Annotated in this window: 20 protein-coding genes; 13 read left to right on the top strand and 7 right to left on the bottom strand. The window is 62.0% G+C overall.

Translation table 11 applies throughout. The annotated features are described in order from the left end of the window. Positions 1-57 precede the first annotated feature (57 nt). From HMPREF3166_RS02090 to HMPREF3166_RS02080, 3 genes are all read left to right on the top strand, one after another. The gene (locus tag HMPREF3166_RS02090) at positions 58-1,137 is read left to right on the top strand and encodes a TIGR00366 family protein (protein WP_070487436.1); all 1,080 of its coding nucleotides are present in this window, start codon (positions 58-60) and stop codon (positions 1,135-1,137) included. A 397-nt stretch (positions 1,138-1,534) separates the two neighbouring features. Continuing rightward, positions 1,535-2,011 (top strand): hypothetical protein, encoded by a 477-nt coding sequence (locus HMPREF3166_RS02085; protein WP_141741112.1) that lies wholly within the window; start codon positions 1,535-1,537, stop codon positions 2,009-2,011. A 334-nt stretch (positions 2,012-2,345) separates the two neighbouring features. After that, a complete protein-coding gene (locus tag HMPREF3166_RS02080) occupies positions 2,346-2,528 on the top strand; it encodes a hypothetical protein (RefSeq protein ID WP_049050027.1) in 183 nt (60 codons plus the stop codon). Here the strand turns inward: HMPREF3166_RS02080 and HMPREF3166_RS02075 are convergent. Further along, complete coding sequence (locus HMPREF3166_RS02075) at positions 2,522-2,905, bottom strand: hypothetical protein (protein ID WP_016663416.1); 384 nt, start codon at positions 2,903-2,905, stop codon at positions 2,522-2,524. The genes HMPREF3166_RS02080 and HMPREF3166_RS02075 overlap by 7 nt on opposite strands. A gap of 579 nt (positions 2,906-3,484) precedes the next feature. Continuing rightward, positions 3,485-4,177 carry a type I restriction-modification system subunit M N-terminal domain-containing protein gene (locus tag HMPREF3166_RS02065; protein WP_070487432.1) on the bottom strand — a complete coding sequence of 231 codons (693 nt, stop codon included), beginning with the start codon at positions 4,175-4,177 and terminating at the stop codon, positions 3,485-3,487. Positions 4,178-4,691: 514 nt separating this feature from the next. Here HMPREF3166_RS02065 and HMPREF3166_RS02060 point away from each other — a divergent pair. After that, the gene (locus HMPREF3166_RS02060; RefSeq protein WP_070487431.1) at positions 4,692-5,087 is read left to right on the top strand and encodes a hypothetical protein; all 396 of its coding nucleotides are present in this window, start codon (positions 4,692-4,694) and stop codon (positions 5,085-5,087) included. A gap of 86 nt (positions 5,088-5,173) precedes the next feature. On the opposite strand, the gene HMPREF3166_RS02055 is transcribed toward HMPREF3166_RS02060, so the two are convergent. Next, complete coding sequence (locus tag HMPREF3166_RS02055) at positions 5,174-5,320, bottom strand: type II toxin-antitoxin system Phd/YefM family antitoxin (RefSeq protein ID WP_049050039.1); 147 nt, start codon at positions 5,318-5,320, stop codon at positions 5,174-5,176. 123 nt (positions 5,321-5,443) lie between these two features. Here HMPREF3166_RS02055 and HMPREF3166_RS02050 point away from each other — a divergent pair, with 123 nt between their 5' ends. Next, entirely contained in the window at positions 5,444-7,042 is a 1,599-nt protein-coding gene (locus tag HMPREF3166_RS02050; protein ID WP_070487430.1) for a cation:proton antiporter family protein, read from the top strand. On the opposite strand, the gene HMPREF3166_RS02045 is transcribed toward HMPREF3166_RS02050, so the two are convergent. After that, positions 7,005-8,318, bottom strand: coding sequence for a glycosyltransferase family 87 protein (locus HMPREF3166_RS02045; protein WP_070487429.1), 1,314 nt, complete (start codon positions 8,316-8,318; stop codon positions 7,005-7,007). The two genes, HMPREF3166_RS02050 and HMPREF3166_RS02045, sit on opposite strands and share 38 nt — an antisense overlap. 159 nt (positions 8,319-8,477) lie before the next feature. Between HMPREF3166_RS02045 and HMPREF3166_RS02040 the strand changes: the two genes are divergently transcribed. The 5 genes from HMPREF3166_RS02040 to HMPREF3166_RS02020 all read left to right on the top strand — a co-directional run bounded on the left by HMPREF3166_RS02040 (position 8,478) and on the right by HMPREF3166_RS02020 (position 13,022). After that, a complete protein-coding gene (locus HMPREF3166_RS02040) occupies positions 8,478-9,395 on the top strand; it encodes an ABC transporter ATP-binding protein (RefSeq protein ID WP_070487428.1) in 918 nt (305 codons plus the stop codon). Between the two features lie 4 nt (positions 9,396-9,399). Beyond that, positions 9,400-10,161, top strand: coding sequence for an ABC transporter permease (locus tag HMPREF3166_RS02035; RefSeq protein WP_070487427.1), 762 nt, complete (start codon positions 9,400-9,402; stop codon positions 10,159-10,161). 263 nt (positions 10,162-10,424) lie between these two features. Next, positions 10,425-11,288, top strand: coding sequence for a sensor histidine kinase (locus tag HMPREF3166_RS02030; protein WP_246816905.1), 864 nt, complete (start codon positions 10,425-10,427; stop codon positions 11,286-11,288). Beyond that, positions 11,285-11,887: a response regulator transcription factor gene (locus HMPREF3166_RS02025; protein ID WP_070487425.1), complete on the top strand. Its 603-nt coding sequence runs from the start codon at positions 11,285-11,287 to the stop codon at positions 11,885-11,887. Before HMPREF3166_RS02030 ends, HMPREF3166_RS02025 begins: the two co-directional genes overlap by 4 nt. 91 nt (positions 11,888-11,978) lie before the next feature. Next, the gene (locus HMPREF3166_RS02020) at positions 11,979-13,022 is read left to right on the top strand and encodes a glycerophosphodiester phosphodiesterase family protein (protein WP_034987477.1); all 1,044 of its coding nucleotides are present in this window, start codon (positions 11,979-11,981) and stop codon (positions 13,020-13,022) included. On the opposite strand, the gene HMPREF3166_RS02015 is transcribed toward HMPREF3166_RS02020, so the two are convergent. Further along, positions 13,019-14,713: an ABC-ATPase domain-containing protein gene (locus tag HMPREF3166_RS02015; protein ID WP_070487424.1), complete on the bottom strand. Its 1,695-nt coding sequence runs from the start codon at positions 14,711-14,713 to the stop codon at positions 13,019-13,021. The genes HMPREF3166_RS02020 and HMPREF3166_RS02015 overlap by 4 nt on opposite strands. A 371-nt stretch (positions 14,714-15,084) precedes the next feature. Here HMPREF3166_RS02015 and HMPREF3166_RS02010 point away from each other — a divergent pair, with 371 nt between their 5' ends. Continuing rightward, positions 15,085-16,713 (top strand): aspartate:alanine exchanger family transporter, encoded by a 1,629-nt coding sequence (locus HMPREF3166_RS02010; RefSeq protein ID WP_070487423.1) that lies wholly within the window; start codon positions 15,085-15,087, stop codon positions 16,711-16,713. 35 nt (positions 16,714-16,748) lie between these two features. On the opposite strand, the gene HMPREF3166_RS02005 is transcribed toward HMPREF3166_RS02010, so the two are convergent. Further along, positions 16,749-18,215 carry a glyceraldehyde-3-phosphate dehydrogenase gene (locus HMPREF3166_RS02005; protein WP_070487422.1) on the bottom strand — a complete coding sequence of 489 codons (1,467 nt, stop codon included), beginning with the start codon at positions 18,213-18,215 and terminating at the stop codon, positions 16,749-16,751. A 140-nt stretch (positions 18,216-18,355) separates the two neighbouring features. Here HMPREF3166_RS02005 and HMPREF3166_RS02000 point away from each other — a divergent pair, with 140 nt between their 5' ends. Both HMPREF3166_RS02000 and HMPREF3166_RS01995 read left to right on the top strand, forming a co-directional pair. Beyond that, positions 18,356-20,044 carry a formate--tetrahydrofolate ligase gene (locus HMPREF3166_RS02000; protein ID WP_070487421.1) on the top strand — a complete coding sequence of 563 codons (1,689 nt, stop codon included), beginning with the start codon at positions 18,356-18,358 and terminating at the stop codon, positions 20,042-20,044. Positions 20,045-20,139: 95 nt separating this feature from the next. Beyond that, entirely contained in the window at positions 20,140-20,799 is a 660-nt protein-coding gene (locus HMPREF3166_RS01995; RefSeq protein WP_070487420.1) for a PAQR family membrane homeostasis protein TrhA, read from the top strand. 16 nt (positions 20,800-20,815) lie between these two features. On the opposite strand, the gene der is transcribed toward HMPREF3166_RS01995, so the two are convergent. Then, on the bottom strand, positions 20,816-23,149 hold the full coding sequence (gene der / locus HMPREF3166_RS01990; protein ID WP_070487419.1) for a bifunctional cytidylate kinase/GTPase Der: 2,334 nt from the start codon (positions 23,147-23,149) through the stop codon (positions 20,816-20,818). Between the last annotated feature and the right edge of the window lie 4 nt (positions 23,150-23,153).

Raw genomic sequence — 23,153 nt, 5'->3', positions numbered from 1 at the left:
ACCGCTTCGCTCTTCTGAAGCAATGGTTAAACCTTCCCAATCATCGTCTATGACCACGTGATCCGTCTGCAAATCTCTTCGCCACGTGCCGCTATTGTTGCAGCGACGCTGGTGGGCGGCATTGGTTCGTGGTTGAACTGGGGCTTCGGCCTGGTGATGGGCGGCATTGTTGCGCAGAAGCTCGCGATGAACGTTAAGGGCCTGCACTATCCTCTTGCGATTGCGGCCGGCTATTCCGGATTCGCGGTCTACGGCATCGGGCTTTCTGGTTCGGTTCCTTTGTTGCTCGCGACGCCTGGCAACTTTATGGAAGAGAAGGTCGGCCTAATTCCGCTGACGGATACTCTGTTCTCTCCGTACCTGTTGCTGACGAACCTTGCGGTGTTCATCATTTTGCCGATTTTCAACATGTTGTTGCACCCTAAGGATCCGGCGAAGGTGCGTGAGATCAACCGGGAAGATTTCCCTGCGGTTTCCGTAAAGCCTGTGCAGGAAAGCACCCCAACCATTGCTAGCCGTCTGAACAACTCCCGCGTTGTGGGGATCGGTTTCGGGTTGATCGCGATGCTGTTCGCGGTCCGCTACTTCGTCAAGGGCGGCACGCTAAACCTGGACACGGTGAACTTCATGTTCCTGTTCCTCGGAATTCTGTTGTTCATGCGGCCTTCCGCCTTCCTCGCGGCAGTCAACGATGGTGTCAAGGTTGTTGCCGGCATCATCATCCAGTACCCGTTCTATGCGGGCATCATGGGTATTTTGAGCGCGTCTGGGTTGGCCGTTGCGTTCGCTGACGCGTTCGGTAGCTTCGCTAGCGCGGAAACTCTGCCGTTTTGGTCGTTCATTTCTGGCGGTATTTTGAACATCTTGATGCCGTCTGGTGGCGGCCAGTTCGCAGTCCAGGGGCCGGTCATGGCAGAGGCTGCGGCCGCGCTTGGCGCGGATCACGCTGCGACCGCGGTTGCAGTGCAGATTGGTGACCAGTGGACCAATATGGTTCAGCCGTTCTGGGTTCTGCCGGTCCTGGCCATCTCCGGTCTCAAGCTGCGCGACGTGATGGGCTACATGGTCCTGATCCTCATCGTGCTGGGAATCATCTTCGCTGTTTCGGTTCTGGTGTGGGGCTCCATGCTCGCCTAAACCACCGGCCTGAGACAGGCTAAACACACGAGCGGGGGTTGTCGCGATACATCGCGACAACCCCCGCTTCCGTCTCTGTGTCAACACACCACCCCCGGGTTTACCTGCCGTTCACCGACGGTTGCTGACCAGTTCACCATGGGCGGCTAACGTGATTTCAAAAGATACTTCCTTAACCTTAGCGTCAGGTTCCTGCAGTTCCACCAGCGAAAGCGGTGGAACTGCACCGAAGATAAAGGACGTCGCTGTGACAACCTCACCAGAAGCACCGAATACTTCGAAAACTCCGATGGCTCGCAGGCTTCTCAAGAAGGTCCCGCCTCAGATCCGAATTATCTTCGTCGTCCTCGGATTACTCCTGATCTTCGGGCTGTTCTCCCTAGGGATGCAACTGTTCATGCTCCTGGTCGTAGTGATGTCGGAAGTGCCGTGGGTCGCATCAGGGATTCTCCTCGGGATCTTCCTCATACTGCTCCTCCCAAGCAAGGGGTGGACCGTGTTCGGTACCCTCCTGTTCATAGTCGGGGCCATCGTCAGCGCGATCGCGGACGTCCCTGGCAACCCGATCTACAACGCGCCGTTTGAGGCACTGTTCCTCAACGAGGGCGAATACCTCTCCGCTAGCGTCATCATCGAGCACCCCACCCAAGGCGAAACAGCCGTCACCCCCGACAACATCATCGTGGATGCAGAGGGCAACGAGCTCCGCGACATCAACGACTTCCTCACGTTCCTCTACCGCCTGGTTCTGTATTCCGTCATCTACGGCGTACTCATCACGCTGCGCGGCTTCCTCGCGAAAATGAAAACCACATCCACGAGCGCCTCCCCTCGCAAGAAAGGGAACGACGAGGCTCACCTCAAGACGCCTTAGGCACGTCGGCGGCGCATCACCATCAACAACGCCATACCCGCCACAACAGTCACGGCCGCCAACGCGGCTGGCACAACCTCAGCCCCCGTGCGGGCCAACGCTCCCCCAGCCTCCGATGCGGTGCCTGCGTTATCGGTTCCACCAGCGTCCGATGGGGTGCTTGCGTTATCGGTGCCGTCAGCGTTGTCGGTGGCGTCCGGTTGCGCTGGGTCGGCTGGCTGCCTGCTGGGGTTTTGTGTTTGCGCTGGTCAGGTCCACGTCGTTAGTGCCATGAGGGCCACCATTGTCGTGGCTGTCATATCTCTTGTGGGATTCTTGTGGGATTCTGGCCCCCATGGTTTTTCTTGACGATGCTGACACCTACCCCGTCGTCGATCAGGAGCGTGTGCCGGCAGAGGAGTGCGGAATTCTCGGGGCGGCGCAGCAGGCGCCGCGGGAACTGCGCATCGAGCACTCGACGATCCAGCTCGAACACCCCGGGCAAGTCGAGCACGAAGCGGTGTGCGGGGATCAGTAGAAGGCCACCTCGGCGCCCCCGTACTCCACGACGGTGTAACCCTCGGTCTCGGTGGCGGCGAACTGCAGGCCCCGACCGTGCTCACGATCCTCCGCCAGCCAGAAGGACACCCCGAAGCGCCAGCGTTCCAGGGGTTCGGACAGCACGCACACGCTGGTCAGCTCAGGTACCTCACCGTCCGGAAATTCCTCCCGGATCCGCTCCCGTGCTACCGCCAACCACTCCGGTGCCTCTTCGAGAGCCTCAGCGATGCGCGCCGTCATCTCCGGTGACAGGGGAACGTAAGCCGCATCGAGGTCATCGGAGAGGATGAGGCGGACCTGCCACTCGCCCGGAATCTCGACGAGCGTCTCGAAATCGTGGAACTCGTAGTTCATGGTGTCTAGTGACCGCGGATGGCGGTGTCCTCCATCATCTCGACGTCATACTGCGAGATCTCGGCGGCCGGGGGCGGTGCGCAGGTCGCCGTGGAGGTCCTCGCACTCCAAGACGGCGTCCGCGTCCACAGGCTCCCGCAACCGGTTACTTCGGGATCCCCGAAGGTGGCATTGACTTGTCATGGGGTGATCTTTGGGGCCACAAATCCGTCAATGAGCGGCCCCGACCAGGAGCCCACATTCCAGACACTTTCCTCGATGAATTGGAAGAAAATGGATGTAAGGCTCTCGTTGAAGGCCGCGATTGGTCCTGTGAGCGCACTCGCCATGATAGAGCTTCCCTTGTGATGAAAACGGTTTGCCGTACTTGTGTTTACAAGAATATAACCGCTCAGAGATTAGGTGGCTGCCCTTAAAGCGCAAGATTTCTCGAGCGATTGTCATGGGCGGTTACCCCTGGAGAGCCTTTTCCGTTTTGTGTTTTGTCTGGCTCGCTATTCTGGCGGGCAAGATCGAAGCCGTCCCCATGAGAGGGCAATGACAACAGCACGTGAATAGCCTCCTCGCTAGTTGAACCAGTCAGGCAGCTAAATCGCAGTTCGCGCGCGTTTGTATCCCTCGTGCTATGAAAGTTTCGTACACGGTACGCGAAGCGCCGTCCGCGGTCAGCCCGACGTCGTCGGAAGCGAAAAGAATATCCACCATGAGCCGGATCGCGTCACGCGGAGTGTAGAACGCACCCGCGGCTTTGCCCTTGGTGTCGAATGCCTTGTACATGACGTGCTCGAAGAGGTCACCCATCTGGGCATCGGGCAGCGCCTCCATGCTCATGTCGATGGTGGCGAAGTGCTTAACCACCGGCCACAAGCGCGAGGCGCTGTCGAGGGTCTTCATCTTCACCGCGAAATCGAAGGCATCCCACACGTCGCGGACGGAGGCCGAAAACGCACCGACATAATCCATCAGCGCCTCATACACGTGGTCGTCGAGCTGGGCGATCCTCGTCAGATCCAGGCGAGAAGAGTTATAGAAGGAAAGGCCAAAACGGGCCTGCACCTCCCAATCGATCATCTCGTCACTGAAGCCCTCCTCCTGGAGACCCCATACCAGGTCGAGAACTTCGTCTTTGGTCGGCGCGAGAATGCACTCGAGACGGCGCAGCACCGTCATCGGCAGAATATAGTCTCCGTAATCTTCAGGTTCGACGATGGAGCGCAGAAACTTGTCTGCTGTGTTCCAAACGGCGGACTGGTTGAGTTCCGCTGTACTCATCCGGGCATGCCTCCTTGGGCCGAAAGTCTCAGTGCCCCTACGGTAAACGCACTGTCCAAAATCGTTCTCGAGACACGCACGTGCTGTCTCGCCTTCTAGTGCATCACCCCCGATAGACACCGTGCTGCCATGTTCGAACGAAGTATCGAGAACCTCAGTTCCTCTAACATTGTTGGACTGCTCCCTTTAGCTATCAGATCTTCAACGGAGCATGGCGTACCTGCTCCACGGCGCTCCCCCAAGACACAAGGCATTTTCCACCCCCCCACACCGCGTCAACTACTAGTTGACACTCCTGTCAACCTATGGTTGACTTACGACCATGGATCCATTGACAAATATCCGACACACACTGCAAGCAGTCAGCCTCGCTGAACACGAATTGGAGGATGCCGTCTCGCAAGCAAGGAACGCGGGACATTCATGGGCGGACATTGGGCAAGCGCTCAACGTTTCCCGCCAGGCAGCCTTCAAACGATTCGGTGCGGTACGAAACCCCTTTACAGGAGAAACCATGGCCCCAGTATCAACCGACAAGCTCCCAGAGATTTCCGACGCACTCATTCGCCACATTTCCAAGGGCGAAGAAGCAGAAACCGTTGAAATGCTCGATCCGCACGTCCGTGAGGATCTCCCCTGGTCCGTCATCGTGGACGTGTGGACTTCAATCCTGACCGACTTCGGCGAGCTCCAGGAGATCACCGACCAGACGATCGTTCCCATCAAGGGCGACCGCAACGCGGCACCGGCGTCAGAAGCGCTCTCCACAAAAAGCACAGGCACCTCGGTTGTCGTCTCGACGCTCAACCATGAAGCCGGCGAACTGATGTCTCGAATCGCCGTCAGCCGAGAGGGCACAGTAGTTGGCGTTCTTTTCTTGACGCCCGACGCCACGGACTACCCGTTCTAAGTCAGCTCCCGTAGTGGTAGCGGCGATCCGCCGTCTGCCACCACAAATAGTCCCCCCCAAGGCAGACTCATCTCAAACGAGAATCATTAGTCCTCAATGAGGTCGTGGTGAGCGCCGCGCCCCCGCTCCAGGTTCTCGATGGAACCGAGGAGGCGGCAAGCGTTCTCGGGAGAACGCAAAAGGTAGGCAGTTTCCCGCAGTGATTCATACTCGGTATAGCTAATCGGCTTCACAGCGCACCTCCTGTCCTGAAAACCGCCGCAGGTCGTGTGCCTTCAATACTATCTGCCCCACTGGGGGGGTAGAAATCGCCTCCATTGGCGAGTTACCAGCCCCTGTGAGGCAGACTACAATCCATGGAACTCTTGCTGATTTACCTCGGTGTGGTCTTCGTATGCGGCCTCCTTGCTTGGGCCGTGCGGCTCCCACCCCTCATTGGCTTCCTCGCCGCCGGCTTCGCACTCCACGCGGCTGGCGTGGAACACGTTGATTCCCTGGACCTTTTCGCCGATATCGGTGTGACCCTCATGCTCTTCGCCATCGGCCTGCGCCTGGATCTTCGAGCGTTGATGGATAAGGCAGTCTGGCTAACCGCTAGTGCCCATGTTCTTGTGATGACGCTGATTGGCGCGGGCTTCATCACCGCCCTCGGCGCGCTTGGCGCCTTCGGCCCCACCGATTTCTCCGTGGCTGTAAACATCGCGCTGGTCTTGAGCTTCTCCAGCACCATCGTCGTCATCAAGATTCTGCAGGACCGCGGCGACGAGCAAGCCCTCTACGGCAATATCTGCATCGGCGTACTGATCATGCAGGACATTCTGGCCGTCGCGTTCATGAGCATCCTTCGGGGCGAACCGCCACGCCTGGCTTCTCTGTTGCTGGTCGCCATCGTCCCGCTGCTGGCATTGACCACCCGCCGCTGGTACAAGCTCGGCCACGGTGAACTCGGTGCCCTGTTCGGCATCGTTATGGCCCTGCTGCCGGGTTACGCGCTCTTCGAGTGGGTGGGGCTCTCCGGCAGCCTCGGAGCCCTCATCATGGGCATTGTTCTCTCCCGCTCCCCCGGCGCAGAACAACTCAGCCATTCCCTGTTCACCCTCAAGGAGCTGCTACTGGTTGGCTTCTTCGTCAACATCGGCTTCCTGGGTCTACCAGACCTGCAGAACCTCGCCGACGCTGCCCTGTTGCTCATTCTGCTGCCCGTCCAAGGCATCGCCTACTGGGCGATCTTGTGGGGACTCGGGCTGCGCAATCGCACCTCCGTTCTCGCTTCACTATTGTTGGCGAACTACTCGGAGTTCGCACTCATTATCGCTGCTCTCGGAGTAAGTGACGGTTGGCTCAACCAGCGCTGGCTGCTTTCTCTCGTCCTCGCGGTATCCCTCAGCTTCGTCATCTCGGCGATCCTCAACCCGCAGAGTGTCTCGCGGGCAACGCGCCTGGCCAAGCGCCTTCCGACGCGCCCGCCGCACAAGATCCACCCGGAGGATCGCCCCATCGACCTCGGCGATGCCCACGCCCTGGTTCTCGGCGTGGGCCGCCTGGGGGTGTCTTGCTACAACGAACTCACCGAGGTCTACGGTGCGAAGGTCTTGGGCGTGGAGCACGACCCCGCCCGAGTGCGCCACCTGCAGGAGCGCGGTTACAACGTTGTGGAGGGCGACGCCACAGATATCGACTTCTGGGAGCGAGTAAAGGACAGTCACCAAATCGAGATGATCATGCTTGCCATGCCCGCCCAGCACGCCAACGTAGACGCAGTAAAGGAGATTTTTGCCTCCAACATCAACCCGGAGGAATGCACCATCAGTTCAGTGGCCATGTACCGCGAGGATGTCGAGGAACTCGAAGAACTTGGGATCAATGTTGTTGTCCACCTGCAAGACGGTGCCGGTGAATCCCTCGCCGAGCGCACCTTTACACAGAATCAGCAGCGTCGCGCTCGGTTCCAGTAGTGCGCCGGTCCGTGAAATACCGGACCGTATAGTACGCTGCGGCCACCACGACGAAGGCCACGCCCAGGAAGGTGAAGGCGCCCTGCCACAGCGGGTTATCGTGAGCCACGCCCTGGCCGAAGAAGCCGAACCTGCGGGACGTTGCGTTGCTGACGAAAGGCAGGAACACAACTGTCAGGGCCGCCACTACGGCAAAGCTCAGCAGCTGTTCGAGAACCCAGCCCGGCGCGCCCTTCACCTTGTCTGAGACCGCCCGTACGAGCTGGAACCCGGCGTCCAGAAAAACGACAAAGAGCGGCACCAAGAACACCCAGTGGTGATACCAGCTAAACGGCGAGATGATGCAGGCAACAACCCCGCCGAGGGCCATGATCATCGAGTAGTTACCGCAGCGATAGCAGCCCAGGACCACGATGCTGTACAGCGCCAAGATGACGACCACGCAGGCGAGCCACAGTACCGTGCTGTCGTAACCCAGGCGGTGGAAGACGGCGCCGAGGGACTGCGCGCCCGGGTTGTCCTCGCCGCCGATGCGCTGCGTTTCGAAGATTTTGGTCTGCCAGAAAGACTTGGCGTCCGGGACGAAAAGGAGGCCGATGACGATGGTCGCGAGGATCGTGAGGGTCATGTAAACCATGGCGCGCCAGCGCCTGCCCAGCAACAGCGGCAGGGAGAAGAAGACCGGGGTGAGTTTAATGCCGGCGGCCAGGCCGCTGAAGATGCCGCCGCCCTTGTTGCCGGTGCGCCTGCGCAGGAAATCCAGGGCAATTAGACCCATGAGGAAGATGTTGATCTGGCCCCAGAAGAAGGTGCCGAAAATCGGGGCCAGGTGGATGGAAGCGACTAGCGCCGCCAGGGAAACGAGGATTAGCCCCGGGGACCAGGCATAACCGCGCTCCCGGAAGACCCCTACGATCACCGCAAACAGCACCAACGCGGTGAGGCCTAGCCAGATACTTGCCGCAACCTCAAACGATGCAAGCGGCAGCAACCTAAAAATCACGCCAGAAAAGGGCGGATACGTAAATGGAAGGCCCCCGACGAAAGGCTGAGAATACAGCTCCTGGCCACTGTTCAGTGCCACCGCCGCGTTGTAATAGACCTTGAAATCCGTCGGCCACTTAAAGAGGTTCGTGAACCAGTAAGCACGAACCTCTGGCAAAGTAAGCCGGTACACCGCATACGCAGCGAGAAGAGCGAAAGCCACGAACGCACCAAAAGCGCCCGGCAGCCTCTTGGAGGTGCCGCGCGAACTGGTGGAAGCTATAACACTCATCTCGTTTACTTTAAAACGCAAATCGTTGCTTTTTGGTTACCACGACCAAGCAAGGAAAAAAATTTTGCAGAGCTTATGACAGCCCATGACAAACGTCACGGTGCAATTCGTGATGAACGGTATGCGCGGTCCCTACTTCGGCGAAATAGCGTAAAAACCATGAGTACAACAAAACTGGCACAGGCCATAGAAGTAAGAGGAATCAGCAAGACCTTCAAGCCACGATCCAACCAACCGGTGCATGCGCTGAAAGACGTTAGCCTCAGCGTTCGCCCGGGCGAGATCGTCGCACTGCTCGGCACCAACGGCGCGGGCAAGACCACCCTCGTGGACCTGATCCTAGGGCTCACTTCCCCGACCGCCGGCACAGTGAAAGTTATGGGCCAAACCCCCAAGCAGGCGGTGTACAACCAGAACATCAGCGCACTGATGCAGACCGGAGGCCTGCTCCACGAGTTGACTGTGAAGGACACGGTGGAGATGATCGCCGCTGCCTTCCCGGAGCACCTACCGCTCGACGAGGTTATCGAGCAGGCAAACCTGGAACCCATCTACAAGCGGCGCGTAGGCAAGTGCTCTGGCGGCGAGCAGCAGCGCCTCCGCTTCGCCCTGGCCATCCTCGGCAACCCGGACATCCTCATCCTCGATGAGCCGACCGCTGGTATGGACGCCGGCGCACGCCACCGCTTCTGGGTCTCCATGAAGCACCAGGCCCAGCTGGGGCGCACGATCATCTTTGCCACCCACTACTTAGAGGAAGCGGACAACTTCGCCCAGCGCATTGTGCTTATGCACGAAGGCGAGATCATCGCCGATGGCACCACCGACGAGCTGCGAAACCTTAGCTCCAACCGCGTGGTCAGCGCCGAATTCCCGGGCGGATTCCCCGAGCTGTCGGGCCTTAGGGGCGTCATAAAGAGCGAAGTAAACGGCCGTCGCCTGCGGATGACGACCAACGACTCTGACGCGCTTGCCCGGTACCTGTTGACGGAAACTGACGCCCGCGATCTCGACATCACTAGCCACAGCCTAGAGGACACTTTCCTCGCGCTGACGAACGACAACCAGGAGGCCTAGAACAATGAGCACCACCCTAAAATTCGCCGGCCACGAGCTGCTACGCCTGCGCCGGGACATGACCACCTTGTTCTTCAGCGTCGGTCTGCCAATCTTCTTCTACCTGCTTTTCGGCGCAATGCAGGAATACGGCGATCAGGAAATGAACGGCGGTAACGTCTCCGCATTCGTCATGCTAGGCATGGCTTTCTACGCCGGAGTGGTTGGAGCCGTCGGCGCTGCAGGAATGTCGATGACAGATAACCGTAGCGGTTGGGGCAGGCAGCTGGCCCTTACTCCACTCCGGCCGTGGCAACTGGCCTTCGCCAATGGCCTGAGCATCGCCGTGCGTGCGGTGCTGCCGATCGTGGCCGTGTTCATCGTCGGCGGGCTGACCAATGCCGAGATGCAGCCCGACCAGTGGGCTTTGAGCTTCGTTGCGTGCGTGCTGTGTGCCATCCCATTCGGTTTCTACGGCCTGGCGTGGACGTTGGTGGTTCCGAAAGAGAACACGGTGGCCATCGCCACTGCCTCCATCGTGATCCTGGCCTTCGCGGGCAACATCTTCATGCCACTCAGCGGATCGCTGTTGGACATCGGTCGTTTCACCCCGATGTACGGCGCGATGATGCTGGTTCGCTGGCCGCTGGCCGAAGGCGCGCAACTGCTTGATGATGGGTTTATGTACGACCCGATGTGGTACGCCTGGGTTAGCATCGCGGTATGGACGGCGATCTTCGTAGGCTTCTGCCTGCTGATGGGCAAGCGCGACAAGGAACGCAGCTAATGCGCTCTTTCGACGGGTTCCGGCTGAACGATGCACTGGCAGCCTCGATATGGCTGGTATTTCTAGGGCCGACTCTGCTCCAGGCCTTCACTAATGAGGGATTCAGTACCGCTAGCAAAGCCTGGATAGCCGTCTGCGTTCTGGCCTTTTGCACGATCTACTTCTGGACTTTCGGCTCGCTTTCCTACTATCCGCGCGGGTGGAACCCTCTACATTGGGCGCTGCTTCGGTGGTGTGCCTTATTAGCTATTGCACTAGCCAGCGTGCCTGCGTATCAAGTCGGTGCGGTCGCCTTCGCCCCTTACCTGGCAACAACACTTGGGTTTACGCTCGCCTTCAGGCAGTCGCTCCCCATCGTGTTCGCCACGGGGGCGGTTGGGGTAATCATGGTCTGGATCTGGGCGCCGAACGACCTCAGCTGGACGATCTTCATCTTGCTGGGAATCCCCCTTGTATTGGTACTTCTGGGAGCCCATGCACAGCATGAAGAATCCCGCCACAAGCTGCGGCACGAGCTGGACCTGGCGCAGCAGCGGGAGGATATCGCCACGGACGTGCACGACCTGCTGGGTCACTCGCTGACGGTGATCAACCTGAAGTCCGAGGTCGCCAGGCGGGCAATGGACAACAACCCCGAGCAGGCCAAACGGGAGCTCAAGGAAATCAGCGACCTCTCCCGCCTAGCCTTGGCGGAGGTGCGCTCGACGGTTACCCGAATGCGCACACCCACCTTCGCCGGCGAGCTGCAGGCGGCGCGCCGGGCTTTGGAAACTAAGGGCGTCACCGCGCATCTACCCGAACTCCTGAAGGCACCGGGCGCGCACGACACAGTGTTTTCCTGGGGCCTGCGCGAGCTAACGACGAACGTGGTGCGGCATTCCGGAGCGAGCGCGTGCTGGGTGAGCGTCACCGCCGACAAGCTGCAGGTCACCGACGACGGCTGCGGGTTTAACGGTGAGGCCACGCAGGGCAGCGGCGGCCTGGCAGGCCTGCGCGAGAGGGTCGAGGACGCCGGCGGGAAGCTGATCGTGCGCCGCGACCGGGGCCTGAGTACTGTGTTGATCGCCATGGAAGGCGACGGCGAACTGATCGACGACGGCGCAGTGGCGAAGGAGGCCACCCGATGACCATTCGAGTACTACTCGCCGAGGATCAATCGCTGGTGCGCGGGGCACTGATCGCGCTGCTCAACGCGGAGCCGGACATCGAAGTCGTTGCCGAGTGCGCGACCGGGACCGAGGCCGTGGCACTGGCGCAGGAGCAGCCCATCGACGTGGCTCTGCTGGACATCGAGATGCCGGGGCTAAACGGCATCGATGCCGCGAAGGAGCTAGCCAATAATCGGTGCCGCTGCCTGATCGTGACGACATTCGACAAGGCCGGGTACGTCAAACGTGCGATGGAAGTGGGCGTAGACGGGTTCATCGTTAAGGACACGCCTCCCGAGGAGCTCGCCGATGCGATCCGGCGGGTCCATGCCGGGCTGCGCGTTATCGACCCGACGCTCGCTCAGGAAAGTCTATTGACGCCCGATAATCCCCTTAGCGAGAGGGAAACCGAGGTGTGCCAGCAGCTTTTCGAGGGCAAGAGCTCCCCTTCCATCGCCAAGGCGTTGCATCTATCTCCTGGGACTGTGCGTAACCACATCTCCAGCATCATGACAAAGACGGGCGCGGGGAATCGCTACGAGGCGGCGCACCTAGCGAAGACGAATGGGTGGATTTAGCTCGCGCTGCCGAGTAGCTGAACGGCTGTTAGGTTTATGTGAGTTACTTCACGACTCCACCGCAGCACTCACGACTCGCAGTTAGGAATACATGAAGACATCCCTCACCTGGCGCAAGACCGCTGCCGCAGCAGTGGCCGCCATCGTTTCCCTCGGTTCCGCCGGCACCGCAGTTGCCGCGCAGGGTTCCATCGCCGGATCCTCCTTCAGCTTCGGCTCCTCCATCGCTGGTTCCTCCAAGCCTCAACCAAAAGAACCGCAGGGCTTCGACCTGCAGTCCCACCGTGGTGGCCGCGGCGAATACACAGAGCAATCTCGCAAGGCATTCGAAGAGTCCGTGAAGATGGGCGTATCCACCCTGGAACTGGACATCGTCTTAGCCGAGGATGGCACTCCAGTTGTTTGGCACGACCCGGTGATCCAGGCCGAGAAGTGCACCGACACCAAGCCCGCCACCGAAAACGACCCAGAGTTCCCCTACGTAGGCAAGCTCATCCATGAGCTGAACTGGAAGCAGCTGCAGACCCTGAACTGCAACAAGGTGCTGAAGGACTTCCCGGATGCGAAGGCCGAGGAAGAAAACAAGCTGCTGCAACTGCAAGATGTGTTCGACATCGCCGCTGCGGACCCGCAGATGCGTTTCAACATCGAAACCAAGATCGAGGCAGAAGAACCCGAGAAGTCCGCCGAGCCGCAGGAGTTCGTCGACGCGATCCTGCCGGTCGTGCGCGCCAACAAGGCCACATCCCGCACCACCATCCAGTCCTTCGACTGGCGCTCGCTGCCGCTGGTGCGCAAGGCCCAGCCGGATATTTCTCTGGCACTTCTCTACAGCGCCAAGACGTGGGCCTCCGGCTCCAAGTGGACCGGTGATGTGGACTACGACCAGGTTGGCGGCGACGTAAACAAGGCCGCGACCCAGCTGGGCGCGGAGATCCTCTCCCCGGAATACAAGCTGGCCACACCGGAGAACGTGGCCTCCGCCCACGAGGCCGGCCTGCAGGTTCTGCCGTGGACGGTCAATGAGAAGCCCGACATGCAGGCCGTGATCGACGCGAAGGTCGACGGTCTGATCACCGACTATCCGACCCGCGGCATGGAGGTTCTCAAGGAGAACAAGCTCCAAGTCCTCTAGGCGAGCTTGAGCTCCCGGTAGCGGTTTGCCGCAGCCAGGATTTCCGCCCCGCGCGGGCGACTCAGGTGTCCGGGATGATCACGCCCCGGCGCCAGCACGGCCAGGCCCTTCTCGGTGATCTGCTGCTCCAGGCGAGCAACCAGATCCACCAGCGGGGTCTGGCCATCGGCGTTCTTGGACAACCACTCCAGCGCCGCCGCGATCGCCGCCGTCTGGGACGGCGCAACTAGCTGGCCGACGGCACTCAGGTCAATGTCGGAACGGTCCACGCTGATGGTGGATAGTCCGCGCGGCTTCGGCGGCTTGCGGGAAGATAGAGTCCCGCGCGCGAGGACACGTTCAGCAGTGATGTGGCGGAACTCCCCCGCTTCCTCCATGCCTTCTCTGTTTACCGTGGCCTCCCCCTCCCGCGCGATGTCATGAGCGCGTGCGGTCACCTCGCTGGGACGGTAGGCATCCATCGCAATGACGGTATCGGCCAGCCGCAGATAGGCACCCGAGCCACCAGCGATAAGGACGGTGGAGACCGAGGTGGCGTCATATAAAGAACGAACACGCTGCACAAACGGGGTGATGGGCTCCTTGTCGTTCGGGACGAGGCGCTGCATGAGGCGGTCGCGGATCATGAAGTTGGTGGCAGAGGTGTCCTCATCGATGAGCAGCGCGGAGGCGCCGGCAGCATGCGCTTCGACGACATTGGCGGCCTGGGATGTGGAGCCCGAGGCGTTCGTGGTGGTGAAGTGGCGTGTGTCGGCGCCAGTGGGCAGGTTGGTGATGAACGGCGAAATGTCGTCGCCGGTAATGGGGCGGCCATCCTCGGCGCGAACGCTGGCGACGTCGGCGCGGGAGATCACCCACTCACGGCCATCGCCGGCGACGTGCGGGTAGACGCCGCGCTCCAGGGCGCGCAGCAGCGTTGACTTGCCGTGGTAGCCGCCGCCGACGATGACGGTGAGGCCCTCCGGTATGCCCATCCCCGTGACCGTGCGGCCGCTGGGGAGCTCGAAGGTTTGGGAAAGCGACTCCGGGGATTCGAAGGCCGTGGCCTGGTTGGCGGCAAGTGGGCGGTCGCTATCCCCCGCAGCGCGCGGGAGGATCGCGCCGTTGCCGACGAAGGCGACGAGTTTGCGGGGTGTCAGCTGGGCGCGAAGGGCTTCCTGGTCGCGCAGAAGTGCCACGTGATCCTCGAGAGCTTGAACGTCTGCAGGCTCGAAGCGATCGTGCCGCAGGCAGTCGTCGGCGATGTGAGGCAGGTCATCGGCCAGCAGGTGTGCGGCCTGGCGGCCCAGAATCCGGCGGCCTTTGGCGGGGAGGCCGACGAGTAGTCGGGCCTCCACGCGATCAGGGGTGACCAGCACGTGAGTACGTTCAAGGACCTGCTGCCCGATGTCGCCGATGTGGACGTTGCGCGGGCGGTTGGGATCGGCCTGGATCCGCCGGGCCAGGAAGTCGGATACCGCTACCCTGCCGGTGGCATCGTCAACGAGATACTGCGGGATGCCCGCGGCCTGCATGGGCAGGATGAGCCGCACCTTGGAGGGGCTGGCGTAAGGATCGGCCTGCACACGGTCGATGGAAACCGTTAGCCCCGGTTCGCTATAGGCGCCCTTCAGCTTCTTGTAGGCGCCGTAGCCCGCGCCGTCGAGATTCTTGGTACGGGAGAAAAGATCCGAGAGAGTGTTTCGTGCCATGTACCCCAGCGTAGGGAAAATTTTTCTCTGACTCTCACCTGCGAAAAGAACGCCTTTCACAATTTTTCCGAGAAAATTGTATCTAGGGCGTAACGCTTAGAGATGACAAACGATTGTTAGTGTGAAGGCGCTAACAAACTCACAAAATCCCTAGCGCCCGCCACTACACACTGAAAGGATCACTCCCATGATTGAACTGATTGCAAACTTCTTCCAGGGTCTCGTTAGCCTGATCGGCGGCGCACTCGCTGGCCTGGCTGGCCTGATCTCCGGCAAGTAAGGTCCGGCCACTCAGAAAGTCCTAATCTGAGGTTTCTCTTGGGTCCCCGCTCACCTCGTGTGGGCGGGGATTTCTTTATAGGATCAAGATCATGCTGGCATTCCTTGCTGAAAATCCGCTGATCGCCCTAGTCATTATCCTCGCCCTCGGTTTCGCCATCGGCAAGATACGCCTCGGCGGCATGTCGCTCGGCACCGCGGCAATCCTCTTCGTCGCCATTGGATTCTCCACGGCGAATCCCGACATCCAGCTACCCCCGATCATCTTCCAATTCGGCCTGGCCATCTTCGTCTACGCCATCGGCCTGACGGCTGGACATGCCTTCTTCGCCGACTTCCGCGAGCGCGGCTGGCGCATGATCCTCTTCGTCGTGGTGCTGCTCGTCGGCCTGATGGGCATGACGTGGCTGCTGGTGCCGATCTTCGGCGTGGAGGCCGCCACGGCCACCGGCTCCTTCGCGGCCGCACTGACTTCCACACCAGGTATGGCGGCCGTCGTCGACATGCTGGAAGGCACCCACCCAGAGCTGGCCGCCGATCCCGTCGTCGGCTACTCCCTGGCCTACCCCGGCGGCGTGCTCGGCGCGATCGCCGTGGCCGCCATTGGAACCAAGCTCTTGAAGGTGAACCATCGCCAGGACGCGATCGACGAGGGCGTGCTACACGCGCCACTGGAGCACCGCGGCGTACGCCTGCGCGAGGGCATCGAAGGCTGCGTGCGCGACCTGCGCGCCATCGCGGATTCAAAGATTATCGTCACCCGCTTGGTCCGCCCCCACCACGCCACCGAGGACGTCCAGGAAAAGGATCACAAGCTGGCCTACCCGGATGCAGAGGTGTACCCCGGCATGATCGTGGTGATCACCGGCACACCGGACTCCCTGGACAAGGCCACGGCCGCGCTGGGCGAGCAGATCGACATCGACGTGGATAGCTCCTACATCGGCTACCGCCGCATCACTGTTTCTAACCCCAGCATCGCCGGGCGCAGCATCAAGGACATCGACCCAATCAGCCACGGCTTCATCATCGCCCGCATCCGCCGCGGCGACGAAGACCTAGTTCCCGGCCCAGACGACGTGCTGCACTATTCCGACCGCGTGCGAGTAGTCACCCCGAAGCACCGCATCGACGAGGTCTCCCAATTCCTGGGCGATTCCGAACGCTCCCTGGCGGACGTGAACCTGCTGCCCTTTACCCTAGGCCTGGCCATCGGTCTGCTCATCGGTGCGATCCCCATTCCCCTGCCCGGCGGCACCACGCTCAACCTGGGCTTCGGTGGCGGCCCGATCGTCATGGGTCTCATCTTTGGAGCACTTGCCCGCACCGGCCCCATCGGGTGGCAAATCCCTTATCACGCCAACAAGGCCCTCAGCAGCCTGGGTCTGGCCATCTTCCTGGCTGGCGTGGGCACCATCGCGGGCACGGGTTTCCGCGACGCACTGACGGACATCACATCCCTGAGCTACATCGCCCTCGGCTTCATCATCACCGTGACCTCTGCCGTTGTCTGCGGCCTGGCCGGGCTGTGGCTGCTGCGCCTGAAGTGGGACGAGGCGATGGGCATGGCCGCGGGCGTCTCTACCAACCCCGCGGTGATCAGCTACCTCAACGATCAGGCGGACACGGAGCTGCCCATGCGTGGCTACGCCACCGTCTATCCGGCGGCGATGATCGGCAAGATCATCGGCTGCCAGATGCTCCTGCTGATGCTGCTATAACCCAGCACCAGCACTGGTGCTAGTGCTGGTGTCTTCTACAGGTCCAGCGCTGCGGCACGCTGCGGCAGCACGCGCGGACGCACGCCGGCGATCTCCTCGACAATGCGGATCACCTGGTTCGAGTAGCCGAACTCATTGTCGTACCAGACATACAGCACCAGGTGGTTGCCGTTCGCAATGGTTGCCAGGCCGTCGACGATGCCCGCGTGGGTAGTACCAACGAAGTCGGTGGAGACGACCTCCGGGGACTTAATGAAGTCGATCTGCTGGCGCAGCGTGGAGTGCAGGGACACGCGGCGCAGGAAGTTGTTCACCTCGTCGGCCTCGACTTCCTGGTTCAGGGTCAGGTTCAGCACCGCCATGGAGACGTCCGGGGTGGGCACGCGGATGGCATTGCCCGTCAGCTTGCCCGCGAACTCCGGCAAAGCCTTGGCCACGGCCTTCGCCGCGCCCGTGGCGGTGAGCACCATGTTCAGGCCCGCGGCGCGGCCACGGCGGTCGCCCTTGTGGAAGTTATCGATCAGGTTCTGGTCGTTGGTGAAGGAGTGCACGGTCTCCACGTGGCCGTGTTCCACGCCGTAGCGGTCGTTGATGACCTTCAGCACCGGGGTGATGCCGTTGGTAGTGCAGGACGCCGCAGAAAGAATGCGATCATCCTCAGTGATGTCGCCGTGGTTGATGCCGTAGACGATGTTCTTGATGTCGCCCTTGCCCGGGGCGGTCAGCAGAACCTTGGAGACACCCTTGGCCTCCAGGTGCTGAGACAGGCCGTCCCGGTCGCGCCACACGCCAGTGTTGTCCACCACGATTGCATCGTTGATGCCGTATTCGGTGTAGTCGATCTCCGCCGGGTTGTTGGCGTAGATAATGCGGATCGGGGTGCCGTTGGCCCAGATCGTGTTGTTTTCCTCATCCGTGGTGATAGTGCCGTCGAAGGCTCCGTGAACGGAATCGCGGCGCAGCAGAGAAGCACGCTTGATCAGGTCGCCCTCACCCTTGGAGCGGACGACGACGGCACGCAGGCGCGCACCGCCATAGGTGGCCTCGCGGGCAACCAGGATGCGGGCCAGCAGGCGGCCGATGCGGCCGAAGCCATAGAGGACGATGTCGCGGGGCTCGACCTGCTCCGGACCGCCGATGACCTCCGCCAGCTCGCGCTCCAGGTACTCGCGCAGGGGCAGCCCCTCAGAGTCCTTGTTGTAGCGGCTGGCCAGGGATCCAATGTCGATGGAGGCAGTGCCCAGGTTCATCTCCACCAGCTCGCGCAGCACGGGCAGGGTCTGCTCCAGCGGCAGCTCCTTTTCCACCACACGGCGGGCGTAGCGGTGGGACTTGATGATGTCAATATCGGTGACGTTGACAAGCAGCCGGCCGAAGATGGAAGTCACCACGTTCTTGTCGCGGTGCAGGCGGCTGATCAGAGGCAGCATCTCCTGCGCCACGGCCAGCCGCTCGTTCCAATCGCTGTGCAGAGCGCTCTTGGTGTGTGCGTTGTCGGTCATCTATACCTCACTACCTCACTGGAAGTAATCGTTTTGCGAATATTCGGGGGGTTACCCTCTTACCCCCTGAAGTCTAGTTGCCCCCAGCCTTACACCCGCTATTACGGGGGCGATTAGGGGTAGGCGTTTATTCTGGGAATATGACTAACTCTTCTGCAACCAGCAATCCCCAACCCAGCGACGTCGAAATCGCTCAGGCCCACACCCTGGAGCCCATCACCACGATCGCGGAACGCGCCGGCATCCCGGAGGCCGCTTTGATCCCCTACGGTCGCACAAAGGCCAAGATCGACGTTCCCGCTCTGCGAGCGGAGCGTGAGGGCGTCAATAAGAAGGGCAAGCTCGTGCTCGTGACCGCAATGAGCCCGACCCCCGCGGGCGAGGGCAAGTCCACCGTGCTGATCGGCCTTGCGGATGCGGTGCGGGCGGCCGGGCGCCAGACGATGGTGGCGATCCGCGAACCCTCCCAGGGGCCAGTCATGGGCATCAAGGGAGGTGCGGCCGGCGGCGGTTATGCGCAAATTGTGCCGATGGAGGACATCAACCTGCACTTCACCGGCGACATGCACGCTATTACCGCCGCAACCAATACCCTGGCGGCCATTGTCGACAACCATGTACAGCACGGCAATGCCCTGGGCATCGACCCGCGGCGCGTGACGTGGCGGCGCTGCCTGGACGTCAACGACCGCTCGCTGCGCCACGTGGTCACGGGCCTCGGCGGGCCGGGCCAGGGCACTCCGCGCGAGGGCGGGTTCGACATCACGGCGGCCAGCGAGATCATGGCTATCCTGTGCCTGGCCACCGATCTGGAGGACCTGAAGAAGCGCATCGGGCGCATCGTGGTGGGCCAGACTTATGACCGCCAGCCCGTCACCGCGGGCGACCTAAAGTGCGCGGGCGCTATCACCGCCCTGCTGCGCGACGCGATCAACCCGAACCTGGTGCAAACTCTGGGTGGTACTCCTGCCCTGGTGCACGGCGGGCCTTTCGCCAACATCGCACACGGCTGCAACTCGCTGATCGCAACCACCACGGCGCTGGATCTATCGGAGGTTGTGCTGACCGAGGCCGGTTTCGGCAGCGACCTGGGTGCGGAAAAGTTCTTTGATATCAAGTCCCGCGCAGGCAGCCTCGACGTCGCCGCAACGGTCGTGGTGGCCACCATCCGCTCGCTGAAACACAACGGCGATTCCGTGCTGAAGGCCGGTTTGGCCAACCTGGAGCGCCACGTCAGCAACATCCGCAAGTTCGGCGTGGAACCCGTGGTGGCGCTGAACCTGTTTAGCTCTGATACCGCCACGGAGCGCGCTCAGGTCGCCGATTGGGGCGAGCAGTTCGGTGTGCGCGTGGTGGAGTGCAACGTGTGGGCCGAGGGCGGTGCTGGCGCGGCCGATCTGGCCTCTGCCGTGTTGGAGGTCGTCGATGGTGTTTCTGGTGAGGACGCCCCCAGCTCCAGTCACCAGATCTATCAGCCAGTCGATGGCGTGGAAGCCACTCTGAACACGCTTGCTACGGAGATCTACGGCGCGGCAGACGTGCAGTTCGGCCCGCAGGCCGTGAAGGACCTGGCGTTTCTGAAGGACAACGGCTGGGACAAGCTGCCGGTGTGCGTGTCGAAGACGCAGTACTCCTTCAGCGACGACCCCAAGGCCCTGGGTGCGCCGAGCGGCCACACCCTGCACGTCCGCGAGCTGGTGCCGCGCATCGGCGCCGGTTTCGTCGTGGCACTCACTGGCGACGTGATGACCCTGCCGGGTCTGCCGAAGAAGCCCGCGGCCGAGCGCATCGATGTTGACGCGCAGGGGGTTATTTCGGGGCTGTTCTAAACGCGTATGCGCGTAGACTTTCTTTCGTGCATAAAACTCAAGTGCTGACGAAGAAGTCCCCTCGACCCGTATTCGACCGTGGACCACGCCCGTATATGCGGGGGCGGTTGCACACCGCCGCCGCATGGTATTTCGGCGGCATGGGCACGGCACTGACCATCGTTGCGGCCTCCAAGTTTCACCTGTCCTGGATGACCATGGCCACGGCGCTGTACGCACTGTGCCTGGCCGGGATGCTCACCGTCAGCGCGCTGTACCACCGCGTGCCGTGGCGCTCCGAGGGCGCGGTGAATAGCTGGCGGCGCGCCGACCACGCCATGATCGCGGTCTTCATCGCCGGCACCTACGGGCCGGTAACGGTTGGCGCTTTCGGCGCGCAGTGGTTCACCGGCTGGGGCTGGTTTAACACCGGCGGGCTGTGGATCTTGGCCGTGAGCTGGCTGGCCGCCACCGCGGCAGTGGTACTGAACCTAGTGTGGATTGATCACCCGCGGTGGCTGGATGCCACCACGTACCTCACCCTCGGCTGGCTGGCCGCCATCGGCGCCGTGGGCTACTACCAGCAGCTGGGTCTGGCCGTGAGCCTGCTGATGCTGCTGGGCGGGATCATCTACTCCCTCGGCGCAGTGATCTACGCCAAGCAGTGGCCGAACCCCTCCCCGCGCTGGTTCGGATTCCACGAGGTTTTCCACGCCGCCACGATCCTGGCGGCGCTGCTGCACCACATCGCCATTTGGATCCTGGTGCTGCGCTAGAACCTGCTTTTCGCGCCTACTTCTTGCGCTTCTTCTCGCGCACGCGCACCGCGATGCGCACCGGCGAGCCCTCGAACCCGAAGGATTCACGCAGCTTGCGCTCCAAGAAGCGGCGGTAGCCGTGCTCCAGGAAGCCGGTGGTGAACAGCACAATCACCGGCGGCTTGGTGGAGGCCTGGGTGGCAAACAGCACGCGTGGCAGGCGGCCGCCGCGCATCGGCGGCGGGGTCTCCGCAATCACCGCACGTAGCCAGGTATTCAGCTGACCGGTGGAGATGCGCTGATCCCAGCTCTCCAAGGCCTCGATCATCGCGGGCTCCAGCTTCTGCAGCGCGCGGCCCGTCTTTGCGGAAATGTTCACGCGGCGGGCCCATGGGACGTGGGAAAGCTGCAGCTCGATCTCCCGCTCCAGCAGGTCGCGACGGTCCTCATCCACCAGGTCCCACTTGTTGTAGGCCACCACCAGGGCACGCCCCGAGTCGAGGATCATGCGAAGTACTCGTTGATCCTGTTCGGCGATGGGCTCGCTGGCGTCAACAAGAAAAACAACGACCTCCGCCGCGTCGATCGCGGAGCGGGTGCGCAGCGAGGCGTAGAACTCGTGGCCGCGCGCGTGCTTCGTCTTCTTGCGGATGCCGGCAGTATCCACGAACTTCCAGGTCTTTTCCTCCAGCTCCACGATAGAATCGACCGGGTCGACGGTGGTGCCCGCAACGTTGTTGACCACGGAGCGCTCCTCGCCCGTGATCTTGTTCAGCAGGGAGGACTTGCCCACGTTCGGGCGACCGACCAGGGCCACGCGGCGCGGGCCGGAAACGACGGAGAGCTCGCGTGGGTGCTCCGGGAATACGCGCAGGACCTCGTCCATGACGTCCGCCGCGCCCTTGCCGTGCTGGGCGGACACCGGGTACGGGTTATCCAGACCCAGCGCCCAGAACTCGGCGACGTCGCCCAGCTGCGCGTCGGCATCGCACTTGTTGGCCACCACGATCACGGGCACCTTACTACGCTGCAGCTTGCGGGCGATGACCTCGTCGGTGGAGGTGATGCCGACCTTCGAGTCGACCACGAAGACGATCACATCGGCGGTCTCCATGGCAGTCTCCGCCTGGCGGGCGATGGCCGCGTGGATGCCCTTCGCATCCGGATCCCAGCCGCCCGTATCCTGCACCCAGAAGCGGCGGCCGGACCACTCGCCCAGGTAGGAAATACGGTCGCGGGTGACGCCCGGGAAGTCCTCCACCACAGCCTCGCGGCGGCCGATGAAGCGGTTCACCAGGGTGGACTTGCCCACGTTCGGGCGGCCGACGATGGCAACGGTGCACAAGGCCTCCTGCTCGGCCTCCTCGTCGCCGAGCACACCGAAGGCTTCCTCCAGGGCTTCCCAGTCCTTGTCGGATTCCGGCATGTCGCCGCCGCCCTCGAGGGTGAAGTCGTCTGGGCCGGTGATAAAGAATTCGTCGGGGCCGGACTCGTTGCCCTCGTCGAACTCGTCATCGTCGTACTCGGAGAACTCGACGGCGGAGAAGTCGGACTCCCCCAGCACCTCGCCATCGGCAGTGCGGAAGATCAGCTCCGCCGGGGAATCCAGGCTGTCCGGCTTAGCGCTTGCCAGGGTCAGCTGCGCCAACTTCTCCAGCACCTCGTCGATGTCCATCTCGCCGGTGTCTACAATCACGGCATCCTCTGCCGGGCGGAGCGGAGAGGTCTTACGGGAGGAGTCGGCCTCATCACGGCGCTGCACATCCGCGAGTACAGCCTCGTAGTCCGCGTCTCGGCCAGCTTCCAGGTCCTGATCGTATCGGCGCTGAGCCCGCACCTCGGCGGAGGCCGTCATGAAGATCTTCACTGGGGCGTCCTCAAGAACCACAGTTCCGATGTCGCGGCCCTCGACCACGCAGCGACCGGCGGCGAAGGCCAAAGAGCGCTGCAGGGCCACCAGGTTCTCGCGCACCTCCGGGATGGCGGCGACGGCGGAAACGTGCGCGGTGACCTCGGGGCCGCGGATCTCACCGGAAACGTCGGTGCCGTCCAGCAGCACCTCGGTGGAGGTGGGATCCTCGTTGATCTCCAGCGGCAGGTCAGCGGTGGCGGCGATGATCGCCTCGCGTGCGGACTCCTCGGAAGGGTCGATGCCCTGGCGCAGCACATGCAACGTGGCGACGCGGTACATGGCGCCGGTATCCAGATATTTCGCGTCCGCGGCGGTAGCCAGGCGGCGGCAGACGGTGGACTTGCCGGTGCCGCTCGGGCCGTCGACGGCGACGATCAGGCCGCCGTCCTCAATGTTCTTTGCGCTGGCGAGCTGATCCAGCGCGGAGCCGGGCTCGTAGAAAGGTGCGTTCGTCATAGAA

Origin of the sequence: Corynebacterium sp. HMSC08A12, from assembly GCF_001807485.1 — a bacterium.
Taxonomy (GTDB): Bacteria; Actinomycetota; Actinomycetes; order Mycobacteriales; family Mycobacteriaceae; genus Corynebacterium; species Corynebacterium evansiae.
Note: the sequence above shows the minus strand (reverse complement) of the source record. Positions and strands in the feature narration are given on the sequence as shown.